General features: G+C 62.4%; 13 protein-coding genes. 8 read left to right on the top strand and 5 right to left on the bottom strand.

Going from position 1 to position 14,085, the window contains the following annotated elements; translation table 11 throughout:
• Positions 1 to 24: 24 nt before the first annotated feature.
• Both AAGF34_RS17230 and AAGF34_RS17225 read right to left on the bottom strand, forming a co-directional pair.
• Positions 25 to 966 carry a polyprenyl synthetase family protein gene (locus tag AAGF34_RS17230; protein WP_342621123.1) on the bottom strand — a complete coding sequence of 314 codons (942 nt, stop codon included), beginning with the start codon at positions 964 to 966 and terminating at the stop codon, positions 25 to 27.
• An 11-nt stretch (positions 967 to 977) separates the two neighbouring features.
• On the bottom strand, positions 978 to 1,253 hold the full coding sequence (locus AAGF34_RS17225; protein WP_342616938.1) for an exodeoxyribonuclease VII small subunit: 276 nt from the start codon (positions 1,251 to 1,253) through the stop codon (positions 978 to 980).
• Between the two features lie 172 nt (positions 1,254 to 1,425).
• On the opposite strand from AAGF34_RS17225, the gene AAGF34_RS17220 reads away from it, so the two are divergent.
• From AAGF34_RS17220 to AAGF34_RS17205, 4 genes are all read left to right on the top strand, one after another.
• The gene (locus AAGF34_RS17220) at positions 1,426 to 2,349 is read left to right on the top strand and encodes an HDOD domain-containing protein (RefSeq protein WP_342616937.1); all 924 of its coding nucleotides are present in this window, start codon (positions 1,426 to 1,428) and stop codon (positions 2,347 to 2,349) included.
• 195 nt (positions 2,350 to 2,544) lie between these two features.
• On the top strand, positions 2,545 to 3,696 hold the full coding sequence (locus tag AAGF34_RS17215) for an aromatic ring-hydroxylating dioxygenase subunit alpha (protein WP_342621122.1): 1,152 nt from the start codon (positions 2,545 to 2,547) through the stop codon (positions 3,694 to 3,696).
• Positions 3,696 to 4,583, top strand: a complete 888-nt coding sequence (locus tag AAGF34_RS17210; protein ID WP_342616936.1) for a DMT family transporter — start codon at positions 3,696 to 3,698, stop codon at positions 4,581 to 4,583. The genes AAGF34_RS17215 and AAGF34_RS17210 overlap by 1 nt, the downstream gene beginning before the upstream one ends.
• Positions 4,584 to 4,614: 31 nt before the next feature.
• Positions 4,615 to 5,490 carry a sulfurtransferase gene (locus AAGF34_RS17205; protein WP_342616935.1) on the top strand — a complete coding sequence of 292 codons (876 nt, stop codon included), beginning with the start codon at positions 4,615 to 4,617 and terminating at the stop codon, positions 5,488 to 5,490.
• On the opposite strand, the gene lysA is transcribed toward AAGF34_RS17205, so the two are convergent.
• Complete coding sequence (lysA, locus tag AAGF34_RS17200; RefSeq protein WP_342616934.1) at positions 5,487 to 6,737, bottom strand: diaminopimelate decarboxylase; 1,251 nt, start codon at positions 6,735 to 6,737, stop codon at positions 5,487 to 5,489. The genes AAGF34_RS17205 and lysA overlap by 4 nt on opposite strands.
• Positions 6,738 to 6,869: 132 nt before the next feature.
• Between lysA and AAGF34_RS17195 the strand changes: the two genes are divergently transcribed.
• Positions 6,870 to 7,778, top strand: a complete 909-nt coding sequence (locus tag AAGF34_RS17195; protein ID WP_342616933.1) for a LysR family transcriptional regulator — start codon at positions 6,870 to 6,872, stop codon at positions 7,776 to 7,778.
• Between the two features lie 30 nt (positions 7,779 to 7,808).
• Here the strand turns inward: AAGF34_RS17195 and AAGF34_RS17190 are convergent, their stop codons facing one another.
• A complete protein-coding gene (locus tag AAGF34_RS17190; protein WP_342616932.1) occupies positions 7,809 to 8,624 on the bottom strand; it encodes a ZIP family metal transporter in 816 nt (271 codons plus the stop codon).
• Between the two features lie 25 nt (positions 8,625 to 8,649).
• Positions 8,650 to 11,472, bottom strand: a complete 2,823-nt coding sequence (gene polA, locus AAGF34_RS17185; RefSeq protein WP_342616931.1) for a DNA polymerase I — start codon at positions 11,470 to 11,472, stop codon at positions 8,650 to 8,652.
• A 67-nt stretch (positions 11,473 to 11,539) separates the two neighbouring features.
• On the opposite strand from polA, the gene AAGF34_RS17180 reads away from it, so the two are divergent.
• From AAGF34_RS17180 to AAGF34_RS17170, 3 genes are read left to right on the top strand one after another with little or no spacing between them, the layout of a single operon-like run.
• A complete protein-coding gene (locus tag AAGF34_RS17180; protein ID WP_342616930.1) occupies positions 11,540 to 12,544 on the top strand; it encodes a homoserine kinase in 1,005 nt (334 codons plus the stop codon).
• Positions 12,541 to 13,320, top strand: a complete 780-nt coding sequence (locus AAGF34_RS17175) for a BPSS1780 family membrane protein (protein WP_342616929.1) — start codon at positions 12,541 to 12,543, stop codon at positions 13,318 to 13,320. The genes AAGF34_RS17180 and AAGF34_RS17175 overlap by 4 nt, the downstream gene beginning before the upstream one ends.
• The gene (locus tag AAGF34_RS17170; RefSeq protein WP_342616928.1) at positions 13,317 to 14,084 is read left to right on the top strand and encodes an iron dicitrate transport regulator FecR; all 768 of its coding nucleotides are present in this window, start codon (positions 13,317 to 13,319) and stop codon (positions 14,082 to 14,084) included. Before AAGF34_RS17175 ends, AAGF34_RS17170 begins: the two co-directional genes overlap by 4 nt.
• Position 14,085: the final 1 nt, after the last annotated feature.

The raw sequence follows: 14,085 nt of genomic DNA, 5'->3' as shown, positions 1-14,085 counted from the left end.
CTTTTCTACTGCGCGTTCTACGCTCTAGTGTGCGCGATTCACCACCATATCGGCAAGCGCAGCGAGCGCCCGGGTATTGGTCAGGCCACTCTGTTGCAAGGCATGCAAGGCCTGCACCAGCAGTTCCTGCGCATAGGTCTTGCTGCGCTCCAGCCCCATCAGGGACACATAGGTAGGCTTGTCATTGTCTGCATCTTTGCCCGCCGTCTTGCCCAAGGTGGCGGAATCGGCTGTGACATCCAGAATATCGTCCACCACCTGAAACGCCAGTCCGACGGCTGCGCCATAGTCCTGCAGCGCCGCCAATGCGACCGGCGAGGGTGCGCCACAGTATGCGCCCATCACCACACTTCCCTGCAGCAGGGCGCCTGTCTTGAGCTGGTGCATTTCACGCAGCTCGGTTTCATTCAGATGGTGCCCGACACTTGCCAAATCAATCGCCTGACCGCCAGCCATGCCGCCACTGCCGGCGGCACGCGCCAGCAGAGCGCACAAGCGCGCCTGGGTCACGCAGTCCACACCACCTTCAGACGGTGTCAACAGCTCAAACGCCAGCGCCTGCAAGGCGTCTCCTGCCAGCAGGGCACTGGCCTCACCAAATTGCACATGCACCGTGGGCTTGCCACGGCGCAGCACGTCGTTGTCCATGCACGGCATGTCGTCATGCACCAAAGAGTAGGCATGGATCAGCTCTACGGCGCAGGCTGCACGCAACGCGGCTTCGGCACCCTGGGTTGAATCTGCCGCAACGGCTTCATGCGCCGCCATCACCAGGAGCGGACGCAGGCGTTTGCCACCATCCAGAACGGCGTAGCGCATGGCTTCCACCAAAGCAGCAGGCGCTGCATGTCCCACCCCTTTGGGCTCATCCGCATTGATCCAACGGTCCAGCGCGCGTTCCACCTGTTCCAGGCGCGAACGCATCCAGGGTTCCAGGGCAAACACCGGGGCTTGGGATACGGCCATGGTCGCAACCGTCATGACTGAGCCTTCCATGCCTTGAGCGAGCCGTCGTCCAGCACCTTGATCTGGTCTTCTACCGCGGCAAGCTTGTCTCGGCAAAACTGCAGCAGTGCCGCACCGCGCTGATACCCGCTGAGCAACTGGTCCAGGGGCATTTCACCCGACTCCAGGCGACGTACCAGCACTTCAAGCTCTTGCATGGCATCTTCATAGCTTTCAGGCAGTGGCAGGGTTTCTGGCGGCGCGGGTGACGCGGATGCGGTTGTTTGTGGTGCACTGGCCTTGGGCATGGTCTTGAATATTTGGAGTCACGGCAAATCCGCGAGTATCGATTTTAGGCGCTAGCCTTCCAAACAGGACGCCCCTGACGAATTTCAATGGCTGTGGAGCTGGTCAGTAACCTATTGCTACACTGCTCTTCACCATGTCCCACCCGGCAAGCACCACTCTCTTCGTCTTTCCATGAACTGGTTTTCCTGGATTCGCCCGGTCAAGAAAAAGCAGGAAATTGCCCCCGCTGCTGCTGCCCAGCCCATGGAACCTCGAAACGAGATACCTTCCTTGCCAGAGGATGTGCCGGACTTCCTCCCCTGGCTGCTGGATGTCGAACCTTTGCAGGAGATCGAATCGTCCTTTCAGGAGCTTCGCGCATTGGAGGCCGTCAAGAAGACGCTGGCGTTGCCCACCATCCCCCAGAATCTTCTACCGCGGGCCAACGCCCTGGTACCCCAGCTGATCGCTCTGATGCGGGAAAGCGCGTTGCCAAAGAGAGCGGTTGCCGAAAGGGTGTCCAAGGACGCCAAGCTCACTGCAGAGGTTATGCGCCTGGCCAACAGCCCGTATTACCGCTCCCAGGAAGAAGTTGCCACCCTGATGCAGGCCATCACGCTCATTGGTTCAACGGGTCTGCAGACTGCCATCGCACGCGTGGTGCTCAAACCCATTCTGCAAACGACTTCCAACCCCAAGCTGGCAGACATGGAGGAGCGGCTGTGGGAACACTCCGAGTTGGTGGCGCAGCACGCGGCGGCACTGTCACCCTCGGCCGGGCTGCAAAGCATTGAAGGCTACATTGCCGGACTTTTGTACAACACTGGCTGGAAGGTCGCGCTGCGCAGTCTGGATCAGGCCGGTATTGCGCTGGAGTCCCCTCTGTCGGCGTCCTTTTCCATCGCCATGACCGAGATGGCACACCAGCTGTTCGGACTGACTACTTCCGAATGGGAAGTCACGCCGGGTTTCACCAGCTTCAGCGTGGATGCCCGCGAATTCGGGCTGCGTCGGAGCAAACACCCCATGACCCGGGTTTTGCAGTCGGCTCAGGCCATCGCCATGGGCGAGATTGTGTCAGGCATGAGCCAGACCATGCCCGCACCTTTACTCTGAGTGCACAATTTTTCCGGCCAAATCCCGCACGGCAGGGTAAAATCGCGGGCCCGGCAGCTCTCGAGGTAGCTGCCTTTAACTTTGAAACCCCAACACTCTGGGGTTTTTTTGCGTAAAGAAAGACCGAGAATTGTGCAAAACCTGTACAAAGGCGACGCGCCCCAAGGCGTGAAACATCCCGCAAACGTAGTATCCATGCGGGTTCCGGCAAAACCGGAAAAATATCTGACTCAGCTGCCTGTTTCGAGCTATTTCGATTCCGAGCTCTATGCCCGGGAGATGCAAACCATCTTCCAGAATGGCCCGCGCTACGTGGGCCATGCGCTCAGCGTGCCCAACCAGGGGGATTACTACGCCCTGCCGCAGGAAGGCGAAGGCCGGGCGCTGGTGCGCAACGCTTCGGGAATCGAACTGATTTCCAACGTGTGCCGTCACCGCCAGGCAGTGATGCTCAAGGGTCGCGGCTCACTCACCCACGACGCCAAGGGTGCGGCCAACGGCAACATCGTCTGCCCCCTGCACCGCTGGACCTACAGCGGCGCGCACAGTGGCAACGGTATGTCACCGGCAGGCACACTGCTGGGTGCGCCCCACTTCACCCACGACCCCTGCCTGAACCTCAACAACTACAAGCTGCAGGAGTGGAACGGCCTGCTGTTCGAACAGAACGGCGTCGATGTCAACGCGCAACTGACCAACATGGGCCCGCGTGCCGAGCTCAGCTTTGACGGCTACGTGCTGGACCGCGTAGAGATGCACGAGTGCAACTACAACTGGAAGACCTTCATTGAGGTCTATCTGGAGGACTACCACGTGGGACCGTTCCATCCCGGTCTGGGCAAGTTTGTCACCTGTGACGACCTGCGCTGGGAATTCAAGGACAACTACTCGGTGCAGACCGTGGGCGTGGCCGATGCCCTGCGCAAATCCGGCAGCCCAGTGTACGAGCGCTGGCACAAGGCCTTGCTGAACTACCGCAACAACGTGCCACCGGAATACGGCGCCATCTGGCTCACCTACTACCCGCACATCATGGTGGAGTGGTACCCGCATGTACTCACCGTCTCCACGTTGCACCCCATGGGCGTGAACAAGACCATGAACATGGTGGAGTTCTACTACCCCGAGGAAATTGCCGCATTCGAACGCGAGTTCGTCGAAGCCCAGCAGGCCGCCTACATGGAAACCTGCATCGAGGACGACGAGATCGGCGAACGCATGGATGCCGGGCGCGCAGCCCTTCTGGCGCGTGGCGACAATGAAGTCGGCCCCTACCAAAGCCCCATGGAAGACGGCATGCAGCATTTCCACGCCTGGTACCGCAACACCATGGGAACTATCGCCTAGTGCAGGCCCTATGGATGATCGCGGCGTCGTTCTTCTTCGCCTCAATGGCGGTGGGAATCAAGTTCGCATCGCACAGCTTCGGAACGCCCGAGGTCATCTTCTACCGGGGATTGGTCAGCATGGTCTTCATGGCCGTGGTGGTGCGCGCGCGCGGCGCCAGTCTGCGCACCGCGGTACCCATGATGCATGTGACGCGCAGCACGGTAGGCGTCATCTCCATGGGCTCATGGTTTTATGGCATTGCCCACCTTCCCCTGGCTACCGCCATGACGCTGAATTACATGAGCGGTGTATGGATTGCTGCGTTCATCGTGGGCGGCTCACTGCTGTACGGCAAGGCTGAAAAGCAAGGCCCCTTGCTGGTCACCGTGCTGGCGGGCTTCGGTGGCGTTGTGCTGACGCTGCGACCCACCATAGACCACGACCAGCTATTTGCCGGCGTTGTGGGTCTGCTTTCCGGTATTGGCTCTGCGCTGGCGTACATGCAAGTAACAGCCCTGGGCAAAGCGGGCGAGACCGAAGAGCGCACCGTGTTCTACTTTTCCGTCGGCACAACCCTGGTCGGTGCTGTCGGCATGCTGCTCACACCGACCACACCATGGTCCGAAGTGCGCTGGCAAGACGCTGCCTGGGTGATACCCATTGGCGTGCTGGCGTCGCTGGGCCAATGGAGCATGACCCGCGCCTACAGCCAGGGCTCCACGCTGGTGGTGGCCAGCATGCAGTACTCGGGCATCGTGTTTGCCTCCATCTTCAGCCTGACCTTGTTCGGCGACCATATAGCGCCCATGGGCTGGTTGGGTATTGCAGTGATCGTGGCCAGCGGCGTTGCGGCCACCGCACTGCGCGCCCGCACCTTGCCCGATACTCCGGCCGAAGACCATTAGCCCCCCACTCTCTGGAACAGGAGCGTTTGCGATGCCCACCACCTTCAACACATTGATTTCCGCCGCAGAACTGCAGCATCTGATGTCCAGTGGCCAGCCGTACATGGTGTTCGACTGCAGCGGTGACCTGATGAATCCCGAAAACGGCCCGGCCATATACCGCGAGGCCCATATCCCCGGCGCCGTGTACGCCCACCTAGATTCAGCCCTCAGTGCCAAGGGGGAGCGTAGCGTGACGGGAGCGCAATCGGGCGGGCGCCATCCCTTGCCCGCGCGCGCAATCTTTGCCCAGTGGCTGGGCAGCGTGGGCTTTGCCAACGGCATGCAGGCCGTGGTCTACGACCGCCAGGGTGCCAACTACTGCGGCCGCCTGTGGTGGATGCTCAAGTGGCTGGGCCATGACAATGTTGCGGTGCTGGACGGTGGCCTGCAGGCCTGGCAAGCGGCGGGCGGCGCCGTATCCAGCGGAACCGAGCCCCTTGCCCCAAGCACCACATTCCAGATACACGACGCGCTGGTGGCATTGGTGGACGCGGATACCGTGGTGAAGAACCTGGGGCAACCCGGGCAACACATTGTGGATGCCCGGGGCACGCCGCGCTTCAAAGGCGAGACCGAACCGATCGACCCGGTGGCCGGGCACATCCCCGGCGCACTGAACCGCCCGTTCAACCTCAACATCGGTCCCGATGGCAAGTTCAAGGACGCAGCCACGCTGCGCGCCGAGTTCACCGCCTTGCTGGGTCAGCGCGACCCGGCTGCGGTTGTGCACCACTGCGGCAGCGGTGTCAGCGCCGTGCCCAACATCCTGGCCATGGAAATTGCCGGGCTGGGCCGCACCGCCCTCTTTGCGGGAAGCTGGAGCGAGTGGTGCAGTGACCGGTCGCGCCCGGTCGCCAAAGGCTAGACAGACTCCAGCGCCAGCAGCTCGGCCACGGTCTGGCGGCGACGAATCAGCCGGGCCTTGCCGCCTTCGACCAGCACCTCGGCAATCAGGGGACGGGTGTTGTAGTTGGAAGACATGGACGCGCCATAAGCGCCCGTGTCATGCACCACCAACAAGTCGCCCACCTGCGCCTGCGCCAGCTCGCGATACAGCACCACGCCACCCTCACCCTGGGTGAACACGTCGCCCGACTCGCACAGCGGACCAGCGACCACGGTGGCCAGGGTTGCACCGCCGGGCTTGCCGCCATCGGCATGGATGATCTCCATGCCGTGGTGGCTGCCATACATGGCCGGGCGCATCAGGTCGCTGAAACCGGCATCCACCAGCACAAAGTTCTGGCTGCCCTGCATCTTGCTGGCGCGCACTTCACACACCAGCACGCCGGACTCGGCTACCAGGTAGCGGCCGGGCTCGATTTCCAGCGCTACGGCATGGCCCAGCAGCGACTGGATGGTCTTGCGCGCGGCATCCCACAAGTCAAAGTAGTGCGCGGTATCGATCACAGGCTCGCCGGCCCGGTAGGGAATGGACAGGCCGCCACCAGCGGAGATGGCCTGCAAGTCCAGCCCCTGCGCCTGCACCGTCTTCACCAATTCCACCATGGCGCCGCAGACTTCCTGCAGGTGACCATAATCCACGCCCGAGCCAATGTGCATGTGCAGACCTTGCAGCTGCAGGCCCAGCGAACGGATCTGCGTGCAGGCACGCACCAGCTCACCATGCCAGATGCCATGCTTGCTGTGTTCGCCGCCGGTATTGGTCTTGTTGCTGTGGCCATGGCCGAAGCCGGGGTTGATGCGCAACCACACCGGATGGCCGGGGCTGACCGCTGCCAATTGGCCCAGCATGTCGATGGAGCCGCAGTTCACCGGAATGCCCAGCTCGGCCACACGCGCCAACGTCGCATGGTCCAGCAGATCGGCCGTGAATACGATTTCGGCATGGCCGTCGTGCAGGCCGGGCTGAAAACCCGCTGCGAGTGCCCGTTCGATCTCCCCCAGAGACACCGCATCCACCGCCACGCCTTGCGCACGCATCAAACGCAGCAGATGGGTGTTGGAATTGGCTTTCTGGGCAAAACGAATCGTGTCGAACTGCTTCAGCGCCGCGACGCGTTCAAGGATGGTGTTGGCGTCATACACCCACAAAGGGGTGCCATGCTGGTGGGCCAGATCGGCCAGGAGGGAGGGAGCAAAAGGATTCATGGCCACCATCATGGCGCCAACCATCTATAACAGCAATACCATTTTTTTGAACTATGCATTCAAAATGGATATATTTTGTGCATGCCCACCCGTCCCGCGCCTCCCTCACCGCCTTCCCAAGCAGGTGCTCCAATGTTGACGCACCGCCAGCTCAGCATGTTTCGCACCGTGATGCTGCACGGCAATCTGAGCCGCGCCGCCGAGGCCACCAACTCCAGCCAACCGACGCTCAGCCGAGAACTGGCACGCCTGGAGCAGTTGCTGGGTTTTTCCCTTTTTGACAGGGTGCGCGGTCGCCTGCGCCCCACGGCCCGGGCGCTGGCTCTGATGCAGGAAGTGGAGCGCTCCTTTGTGGGCCTGGATCAGATTGCCCAACGTGCACGCGAGCTGCGCAGCTTCAGCAGCACCCGGCTGCGGCTGGCCTGCCTGCCGGCTCTGGCCCACGCGCTGGTTCCCCATGCTTTGCAGGTGCTGTCGCAAACGGCCCCCGAGGCGCTGGTCAGCGTGCACCCCATGGAGTCCCCCTGGCTGGAACAGGCCCTGTCCGAGCAGCGCTTTGACCTGGGGCTGAGTGAGTCCGACGAAGCACCGGCAGGGGTGATCGTTTCGACCTTGTTGCAGGCCAATGAAGTGGCGGTGCTGCCCAGCGCCCACGCGCTATGCAGAAAAAGGCGGCTGCAACTGCAGGACTTTGAAGGCGAGCGGTTCATCAGCCTGGCGGCCAACGATCCCTATCGCCGCGCGATAGATAGCATGTTTGCCGAGCATGGCGTGCAGCGCGCGCTCTACCTGGAGACCGAAAGCGCCGCCGCCGTGTGTGCCATGGTGCGCCAGGGTCTGGGTGTGGCCATCGTCAACCCACTGACCGCGCTGGAGTGCGCCGGCAACGGGCTGGAAGTCCGTCCCCTGGGCGCCAGCATCGCTTTCCAGATTCGTCTGCTGCTGCCGGAGATTGCTGCACCGCATCCGCTGCGCGATGGGCTGGTGCAGGCCCTGCAACAGGCTTGCAAGTCGCTGGGCTCCCGCCTGCACGCCAACTGACTGCCTGCAGCGCGCCGCGGCGACAAGCCCCTAGTGCGCGTGCTCGCCCACGCTGCTCAAGACAGCAACCAGCACAATGCCCAGGGCCAGCCAGGCAATCTGTGCTGCCGTCTGGCGGGCGGACAAATGTTTTTGCAGTTGCGGAATCAGATCCGCCAGCGCCACGTAGATAAAGCTGCTGCTGGCCAGCACCAGAAAGTACGGCAGGTAAGCGTGCAGCTGGTCCACCAGCCAGTACCCCACGACGCCCCCCAGGGCGGTGACAGCTCCGGCCAGCGAGACCTTGATGAGCGCTGCACGCTTGTTGGAAGTGCCGCCACGCAGCACCATCAAGTCTCCCATATGGTGGGGCACCTCGTGCGCCAGCACGGCCAGCGAGGCAATCGCGCCCAGGCGCAAGTCGGCGATGAAGGCCGACGCGATCAGCATGCCGTCACCAAAGCAATGCACGCTGTCACCGGCCAGCACAGCCCAGCTCCCACCGGTTGGGCCTGCATGCGCATGGTGGGCGTGGTCATGATCGTGGTGGGCATGATCGGAATGGTCTTCCTCTGTCTGCGGGCCGTGGTGGTGCTCATGGCCGTGGTGCCACAGCTCGGCCTTGTCCAGCAGGAAGAAGAAAACCAGCCCCACCAGCAGGATCAGGAACAGGTCATGCGGCTCCAAGCCACTCTCGAACGCCTCCGGCAGCAAATGCATGAAAGCGGTGGCCATCAGCGCCCCTGCAGCAAGACTCAACATGTGCTGGGTGTAGCGTGCCAGTGCGCCAAAACTCAGCAAAGCCGCTAGCCAGACGCTGCCGATACCGGCAGCCAGCGTGCCCAGCAAGATGGATAGGAAAGTCAAAAAATACCTCTCAAAGCAAACGCGCTCAGTGCGCCTTGTCCCAATTGGGGCCTACGCCCACTTCCGCAAGCAGCGGCACTTTGAGTTCGGCCACGCCCGCCATCAGGCGCGGGATTTCCACCTTGAGCCAGTCGACCTCGGCTTCGGGCACTTCGAACACCAGTTCATCGTGCACCTGCATGATCATCAGCGTGCCGCGCTGCTCTGCATCCAGCACCTGTTGCACCTTGACCATGCTGAGTTTGATAAGGTCGGCGGCAGTCCCTTGCATGGGCGCGTTGATGGCGGCGCGCTCGGCACCGGCACGGCGCTGGCCATTGGGGGAGCCGATCTCGGGCAGGTACAGGCGCCGCCCGAACACGGTCTGCACATAGCCCTTGGCCTTGGCCTCTTCGCGGGTGCGGTCCATGTAATCCTTGACGCCGGGATAGCGCTCGAAATAGCGCGTGATGTAGTTCTTGGCAGCAGTGTTGTCTATGCCCAGGTTGCGCGCCAGACCGTAAGCGCTCATGCCATAGATCAGGCCGAAGTTGATCACCTTGGCGTAGCGGCGCTGCTCGCTGCTGACCTGCTCCACCGGCACCGAGAACACTTCTGCCGCCGTGGCGCGGTGCACGTCCAGCCCGTCCCGGAAGGCGCGCAACAAGGCTTCATCGCCACTGATGTGGGCCATGATGCGCAGCTCGATCTGGCTGTAATCAGCACTGGCAATGACCTTGCCCGGACCGGCCACAAAGGCCTCGCGCACGCGGCGGCCTTCGGGTGTGCGGATGGGAATGTTCTGCAGGTTGGGGTCGTTGCTGGACAGGCGCCCGGTCACGGCCACCGCCTGCGCGTAGTGGGTGTGCACGCGGCCGGTACGCGGCAGCGCCAATTGGGCCAGTTTGTCGGTGTAGGTGCCCTTGAGCTTCGCCAGGCCGCGGTGCTCGAGCAGCTTAGCCGGTAGCGGAAAGTCTTCCGCCAGTTTTTCCAGCACCTCTTCATCGGTGCTGCGTGCACCGGTGGCCGTCTTCTTGACCACGGGCATGCCCAGCTTGTCGAAGAAGATTTCTGCCAGCTGCTTGGGGCTGCTGAGATTGAAGGGCTGGCCGGCGATGGCATAGGCCTCGGTTTCCAGTTGCAGGATGCGCTGGCCCAGGGCATGGCTTTGCGCGGCCAGTGTGGGCGCGTCAATCAGCACGCCGTTGCGTTCGATGCGGTAGAGCGCCTCGCTGCTGTCGATTTCGAGCTGGTAGATGAAGGAGAGTCCCGCATCGGCCTGCAGCTGTGGCCACAGCACGCCATGCACATCCAGCGTCATCTCGGCATCTTCACAGGCGTATTCAGACGCCCTGGCCACGTCCACCTGGTTCATGGTGATCTGGTTCACGCCTTTGCCGCACAGCTCCTCGAAGCTGATGCCGCTACGGCCCAAAAAGCGTTCACCCAGGCTACTGAGTCCGTGCGGCTTGTGCACTTCGAGCACATAGCTCTGCAGCATGGTGTCGTGCGCATAGCCCTGCACCTCGATGCCGTGGTTAGCAAACACGTGGCGGTCGTACTTGATGTGCTGACCCAGCTTGCGCGCGGCAGGGCTTTCCAGCCAGGGCTTGAGCCGCGCCAGCACCTCGTCACGCGGCAATTGCGCGGGTGCGTCGGGATAGTTATGCGCCAACGGAATGTAGGCCGCTTCACCGGACTTGATGCTGAAGCTGATGCCCACGATTTCCGCGCGCATTTCATCCAGGGAATTGGTTTCGGTATCCAGCGCCGTGAGTTCGGCGGCGTTGATTTTGGCCAGCAAGGCCTCGAAGGCGTCCCAGGCCAGAATGGTCTCGTAGATCGTCGATCCATCCCGGGTGCGCGCAACCGCGGCAGGCGCAGGCTGAGGCTCATCAAAAAGGCCCGGATTGGCATTCGGCGCAGTGCTGCCGGACGGTTTGCCGGCTGCGGAGCCATTCTGCGCATCAGCGGATGCCGCCACGCCCAGCGACTTGGCCAGGCCCTTGAAGCCGTACTTGTCGCAAAACGCCAGCAGCGCGGTGGAGTCCTGCTGCCCGACCACCAGCGAATCCAGCGCCGGCAAGGAGGGAATGACGTCCTGCAGTTCACAGTCGGTCTTGATGGTCAGCAGCGTGCGCCCGGTGGGCAGCCAGCCCAGCGCATTGCGCAGGTTCTCGCCCACCACGCCCTTGATGTGGGCAGCGTTTTCCACCACGGCCTGCAGCGAGCCATATTCCTGCAGCCACTTGACCGCGGTCTTGGGGCCCACCTTGGGCACGCCGGGCACGTTATCCACGGTATCGCCGATCAGCGTCTGGTAGTCCAGCATCAGGCGCGCGGGTACGCCGAACTCGGCTTCCACGCCGGCCAGATCCCGGCGTTTGCCGTTCATGGTGTCGATGATGGTGATGTGTTCATTGACCAGTTGGGCCAGGTCCTTGTCACCGCTGCTCACCACCACTTCAATGCCCTGGTTGGCCGCGGTGACGGCTAGGGTGCCAATCACGTCGTCGGCCTCCACGCCCGGCACATCCAGCACCGTCCAGCCCAGCAGGCGCACCACCTCGTGGATGGGGGCGATCTGGCTGCGCAGCTCATCAGGCATGGGGTCGCGATGCGCCTTGTACTCGGGGTAGATGGCGTCGCGGAAGGTCGGGCCCTTGGCATCGAATACGCAGGCCACATACTCGGCGTGCACTTCCTTGCGCAGCGACTGCATCATGTTGATCATGATGCGGATGGCACCGGTCTTTTGCACGCTGCCGTCGGGCAGGGTGATCTTCATATCCCCGCCTCCGGCAAAGAAGGCACGGTACAGGTAGCTGGAACCGTCCACCAGCAGCAGGGTTTTCTTGGATTCGCTCATGGCAGCATTTTGCCTGTGCTGTGCCCAAGCCGTCCGGGGTCTTCGGGGCGGGCCCTACAATTCACGCATGGCGGTATACACAGAGGTCTCCTTCGACGAGGCCAGCACTTTTCTTCAGTCTCTTGGCTTGGGCACACTTCAGAACATGGAGGGCTGTGCCGGCGGCATTGAGAACACCAATTACTTTGTCACCACGGACCAGGCGCCTTACGTGCTGACACTATTCGAGCGGCTGACGGCAGAGCAATTGCCCTTCTACCTGCGCCTGATGAAGCATCTTGCCGTGCATGGCATTCCGGTGCCCGACCCCGCAGCCAACCGCGACGGAGACGTGCTGCATGCGCTCAATGGCAAGCCGGCTGCCGTGGTCAATCTGCTCCAGGGCAAAAGCGAACTCAACCCCACTGCCGCCCATTGCACCGCACTGGGTGAAGTGTTGGCACGTATGCATCTGGCCGGCAAGTCGTTTGAAATGAAACAGCCCAATCTGCGCGGGCTGGACTGGTGGAACGAGACCGTGCCTGTGGTGCTTCCGTTTCTGGACGAGGCACAGTCCACCCTGATCCGCAGCGAGTTGGCCTACCAGAACCATGTCGCGGCGCAATCGACCTACAACGCACTGCCGCGTGGCCCTATCCATGCCGACCTGTTCCGCGACAACGCCATGTTTGCCCAGGACCTGCCGGCAGGTCAAAGCCCGCAGCTGACCGGCATTTTTGATTTCTATTTTGCCGGCGTGGACACCTGGTTGTTTGACATTGCTGTGTGCCTGAACGACTGGTGCGTGGACATTGCCACGGGCCGCGCCGACCTGGATCGCAGCCGCGCCCTGATACAGGCCTATGAAACGGTGCGCCCCCTGACGGCGCAGGAACGCGAGCTGCTGCCCGCACTGACCCGTGCCGGCGCCCTGCGCTTCTGGCTCTCACGCCTGTGGGATCTGCATCTGCCACGTGAAGCCGCCATGCTCAAACCCCATGACCCGGCGCAATTCGAGCGCGTGCTGCGCGAGCGCATTGCCGCGCCTCTGAATCTGGCCTCTCTGTTCGCCGTGGAGCAGGTTGCTGCATGAAGCTCAATATCGTTCCGGCCAAGACGGGCGTGCAGTGGTTCAAGCTGGGCATACGCACCTTCTTCAAGAAGCCCATTGCCCTGCTGGGACTGTTCTTCATGTTCATGGCGGCCATGTCGGTGTTGAGCCTGGTGCCCGTGCTGGGCAATGTGCTGGCGCTGGCCTTGCTGCCGGGCGCCACGCTGGGCCTGATGGCCGCCACCCGTGAAGCCAGCCAGAGCAAGTTCCCCATGCCCAAGGTGCTTCTGAGCGGCTTCAGCGCCGGACGCCAGCAACTCAAGGCCATGCTGGTGCTGGGCCTGTTGTACGCGGCCGGTTTTCTGCTGGTGCTGGCCATTTCCGCAACCGTGGATGGTGGCAAGTTTGCCCACCTCTATCTGTTTGGCGGCAGCATGACCACGGACACCGTGCTCGCCGGTGATTTCCAGGGCGCCGTCATGCTGGCCATGGTGCTGTACATGCCGCTCTCCCTGCTGTTCTGGCACGCGCCGGCGCTGGTGCACTGGCATGGTGTGTCGCCGGTCAAGAGCCTGTTCTTCAGCATGGTCGCCTGCGTGCGCAATTTCTGGGCCTTCACGGTGTACAGCCTGGTGTGGCTGGGAGCGTTTCTGGCGATGGGCATGGTGGTGGCCATCATTGCTGGGCTGACCGGCAGCCCCGAGCTGGTGTCCGGCTTCATCTTCCCGGCAGCCATGGTGATGGCAGCCATGTTCTTCACCTCGATCTACTTCACCTTCCAGGACTGTTTTCTGGACGACACCGGAGAAGCCGCATGACGCAACACCAGCTTTCGGGACGGACAGACACTGAACTGCTCTGGTTTCAACGGCGCGGCTTTCTGCAGGCGGCTGCGGCGTGGACTGCCCTGGGGGGCCCGCTTGCGGCACAGGCCCAATCCCGCAGCAACATCGTGGAGCTGCGCGGTGATGCCATGCTCAATGGCGAGCGGCTGACTCCCGCCCACACCATACAGACCGGTGACACCATTGCCACCGGCCCCGGCTCCACGGTGATTTTTATGCTGGGCAATTCCGCCTTCCATGTGCGGCAGAACAGCATGCTGACCATGGAGCGGGGAGCCTCCTTGCTGGCCGTAAGTGTGCTGCGCCTGCTGACCGGCGCCGTGGTGAGCGTATGGGGCAAGGGCAATCGGCGCCTGATCGTCACCCCGACGATTACGGCCGGAATCCGTGGTACTGGCACCTATACCGAAATATTCGCCGAGCAGAACGGCCGCAGTTACCTGTGCAACTGCTACGGCGAAGTGGATGTGAAGGCAGGCGATGACCAGTTGATCAGCCGCTCCAGCTACCACCAGTCCTTCTGGGGTGAGGTCTCGCCCAAGGGCGGACACATGTTGACGGCGGCCGGCGCCTTCAACCATACCGATGAAGAACTGGAATACCTGGCCCGCCTGGCTGGCCAGCAGACGGCCTGGCAGATTGCCGGCTTCAAGGGCGTGAAGGACGGCAAGGGCTATATGGAAGACAAGCCGGGACAGATGAACCCGGCCGACATGCTCGGCAAGTCCGGTACCTGAG

This window comes from Rhodoferax sp. GW822-FHT02A01 (genome assembly GCF_038784515.1).
GTDB lineage: Bacteria > Pseudomonadota > Gammaproteobacteria > Burkholderiales > Burkholderiaceae_C > Allorhodoferax.
The sequence above is the reverse complement of the archived record's forward strand: the minus strand, read 5'-3'. Positions and strand labels throughout refer to the sequence as shown.

Bases quoted from the DNA above. Each gene is read 5' to 3' on its own strand.
- AAGF34_RS17220 (WP_342616937.1), top strand. From the start codon at position 1,426: ATGAACTGGTTTTCCTGGATTCGCCCGGTCAAGAAAAAGCAGGAAATT.
- AAGF34_RS17205 (WP_342616935.1), top strand. From the start codon at position 4,615: ATGCCCACCACCTTCAACACATTGATTTCCGCCGCAGAACTGCAGCAT.
- lysA (WP_342616934.1), bottom strand. From the start codon at position 6,737: ATGAATCCTTTTGCTCCCTCCCTCCTGGCCGATCTGGCCCACCAGCAT.
- AAGF34_RS17175 (WP_342616929.1), top strand. From the start codon at position 12,541: ATGAAGCTCAATATCGTTCCGGCCAAGACGGGCGTGCAGTGGTTCAAG.
- AAGF34_RS17225 (WP_342616938.1), bottom strand. From the start codon at position 1,253: ATGCCCAAGGCCAGTGCACCACAAACAACCGCATCCGCGTCACCCGCG.
- AAGF34_RS17215 (WP_342621122.1), top strand. From the start codon at position 2,545: ATGCGGGTTCCGGCAAAACCGGAAAAATATCTGACTCAGCTGCCTGTT.
- AAGF34_RS17195 (WP_342616933.1), top strand. From the start codon at position 6,870: ATGTTGACGCACCGCCAGCTCAGCATGTTTCGCACCGTGATGCTGCAC.
- polA (WP_342616931.1), bottom strand. From the start codon at position 11,472: ATGAGCGAATCCAAGAAAACCCTGCTGCTGGTGGACGGTTCCAGCTAC.
- AAGF34_RS17180 (WP_342616930.1), top strand. From the start codon at position 11,540: ATGGCGGTATACACAGAGGTCTCCTTCGACGAGGCCAGCACTTTTCTT.
- AAGF34_RS17230 (WP_342621123.1), bottom strand. From the start codon at position 966: ATGGCCGTATCCCAAGCCCCGGTGTTTGCCCTGGAACCCTGGATGCGT.
- AAGF34_RS17170 (WP_342616928.1), top strand. From the start codon at position 13,317: ATGACGCAACACCAGCTTTCGGGACGGACAGACACTGAACTGCTCTGG.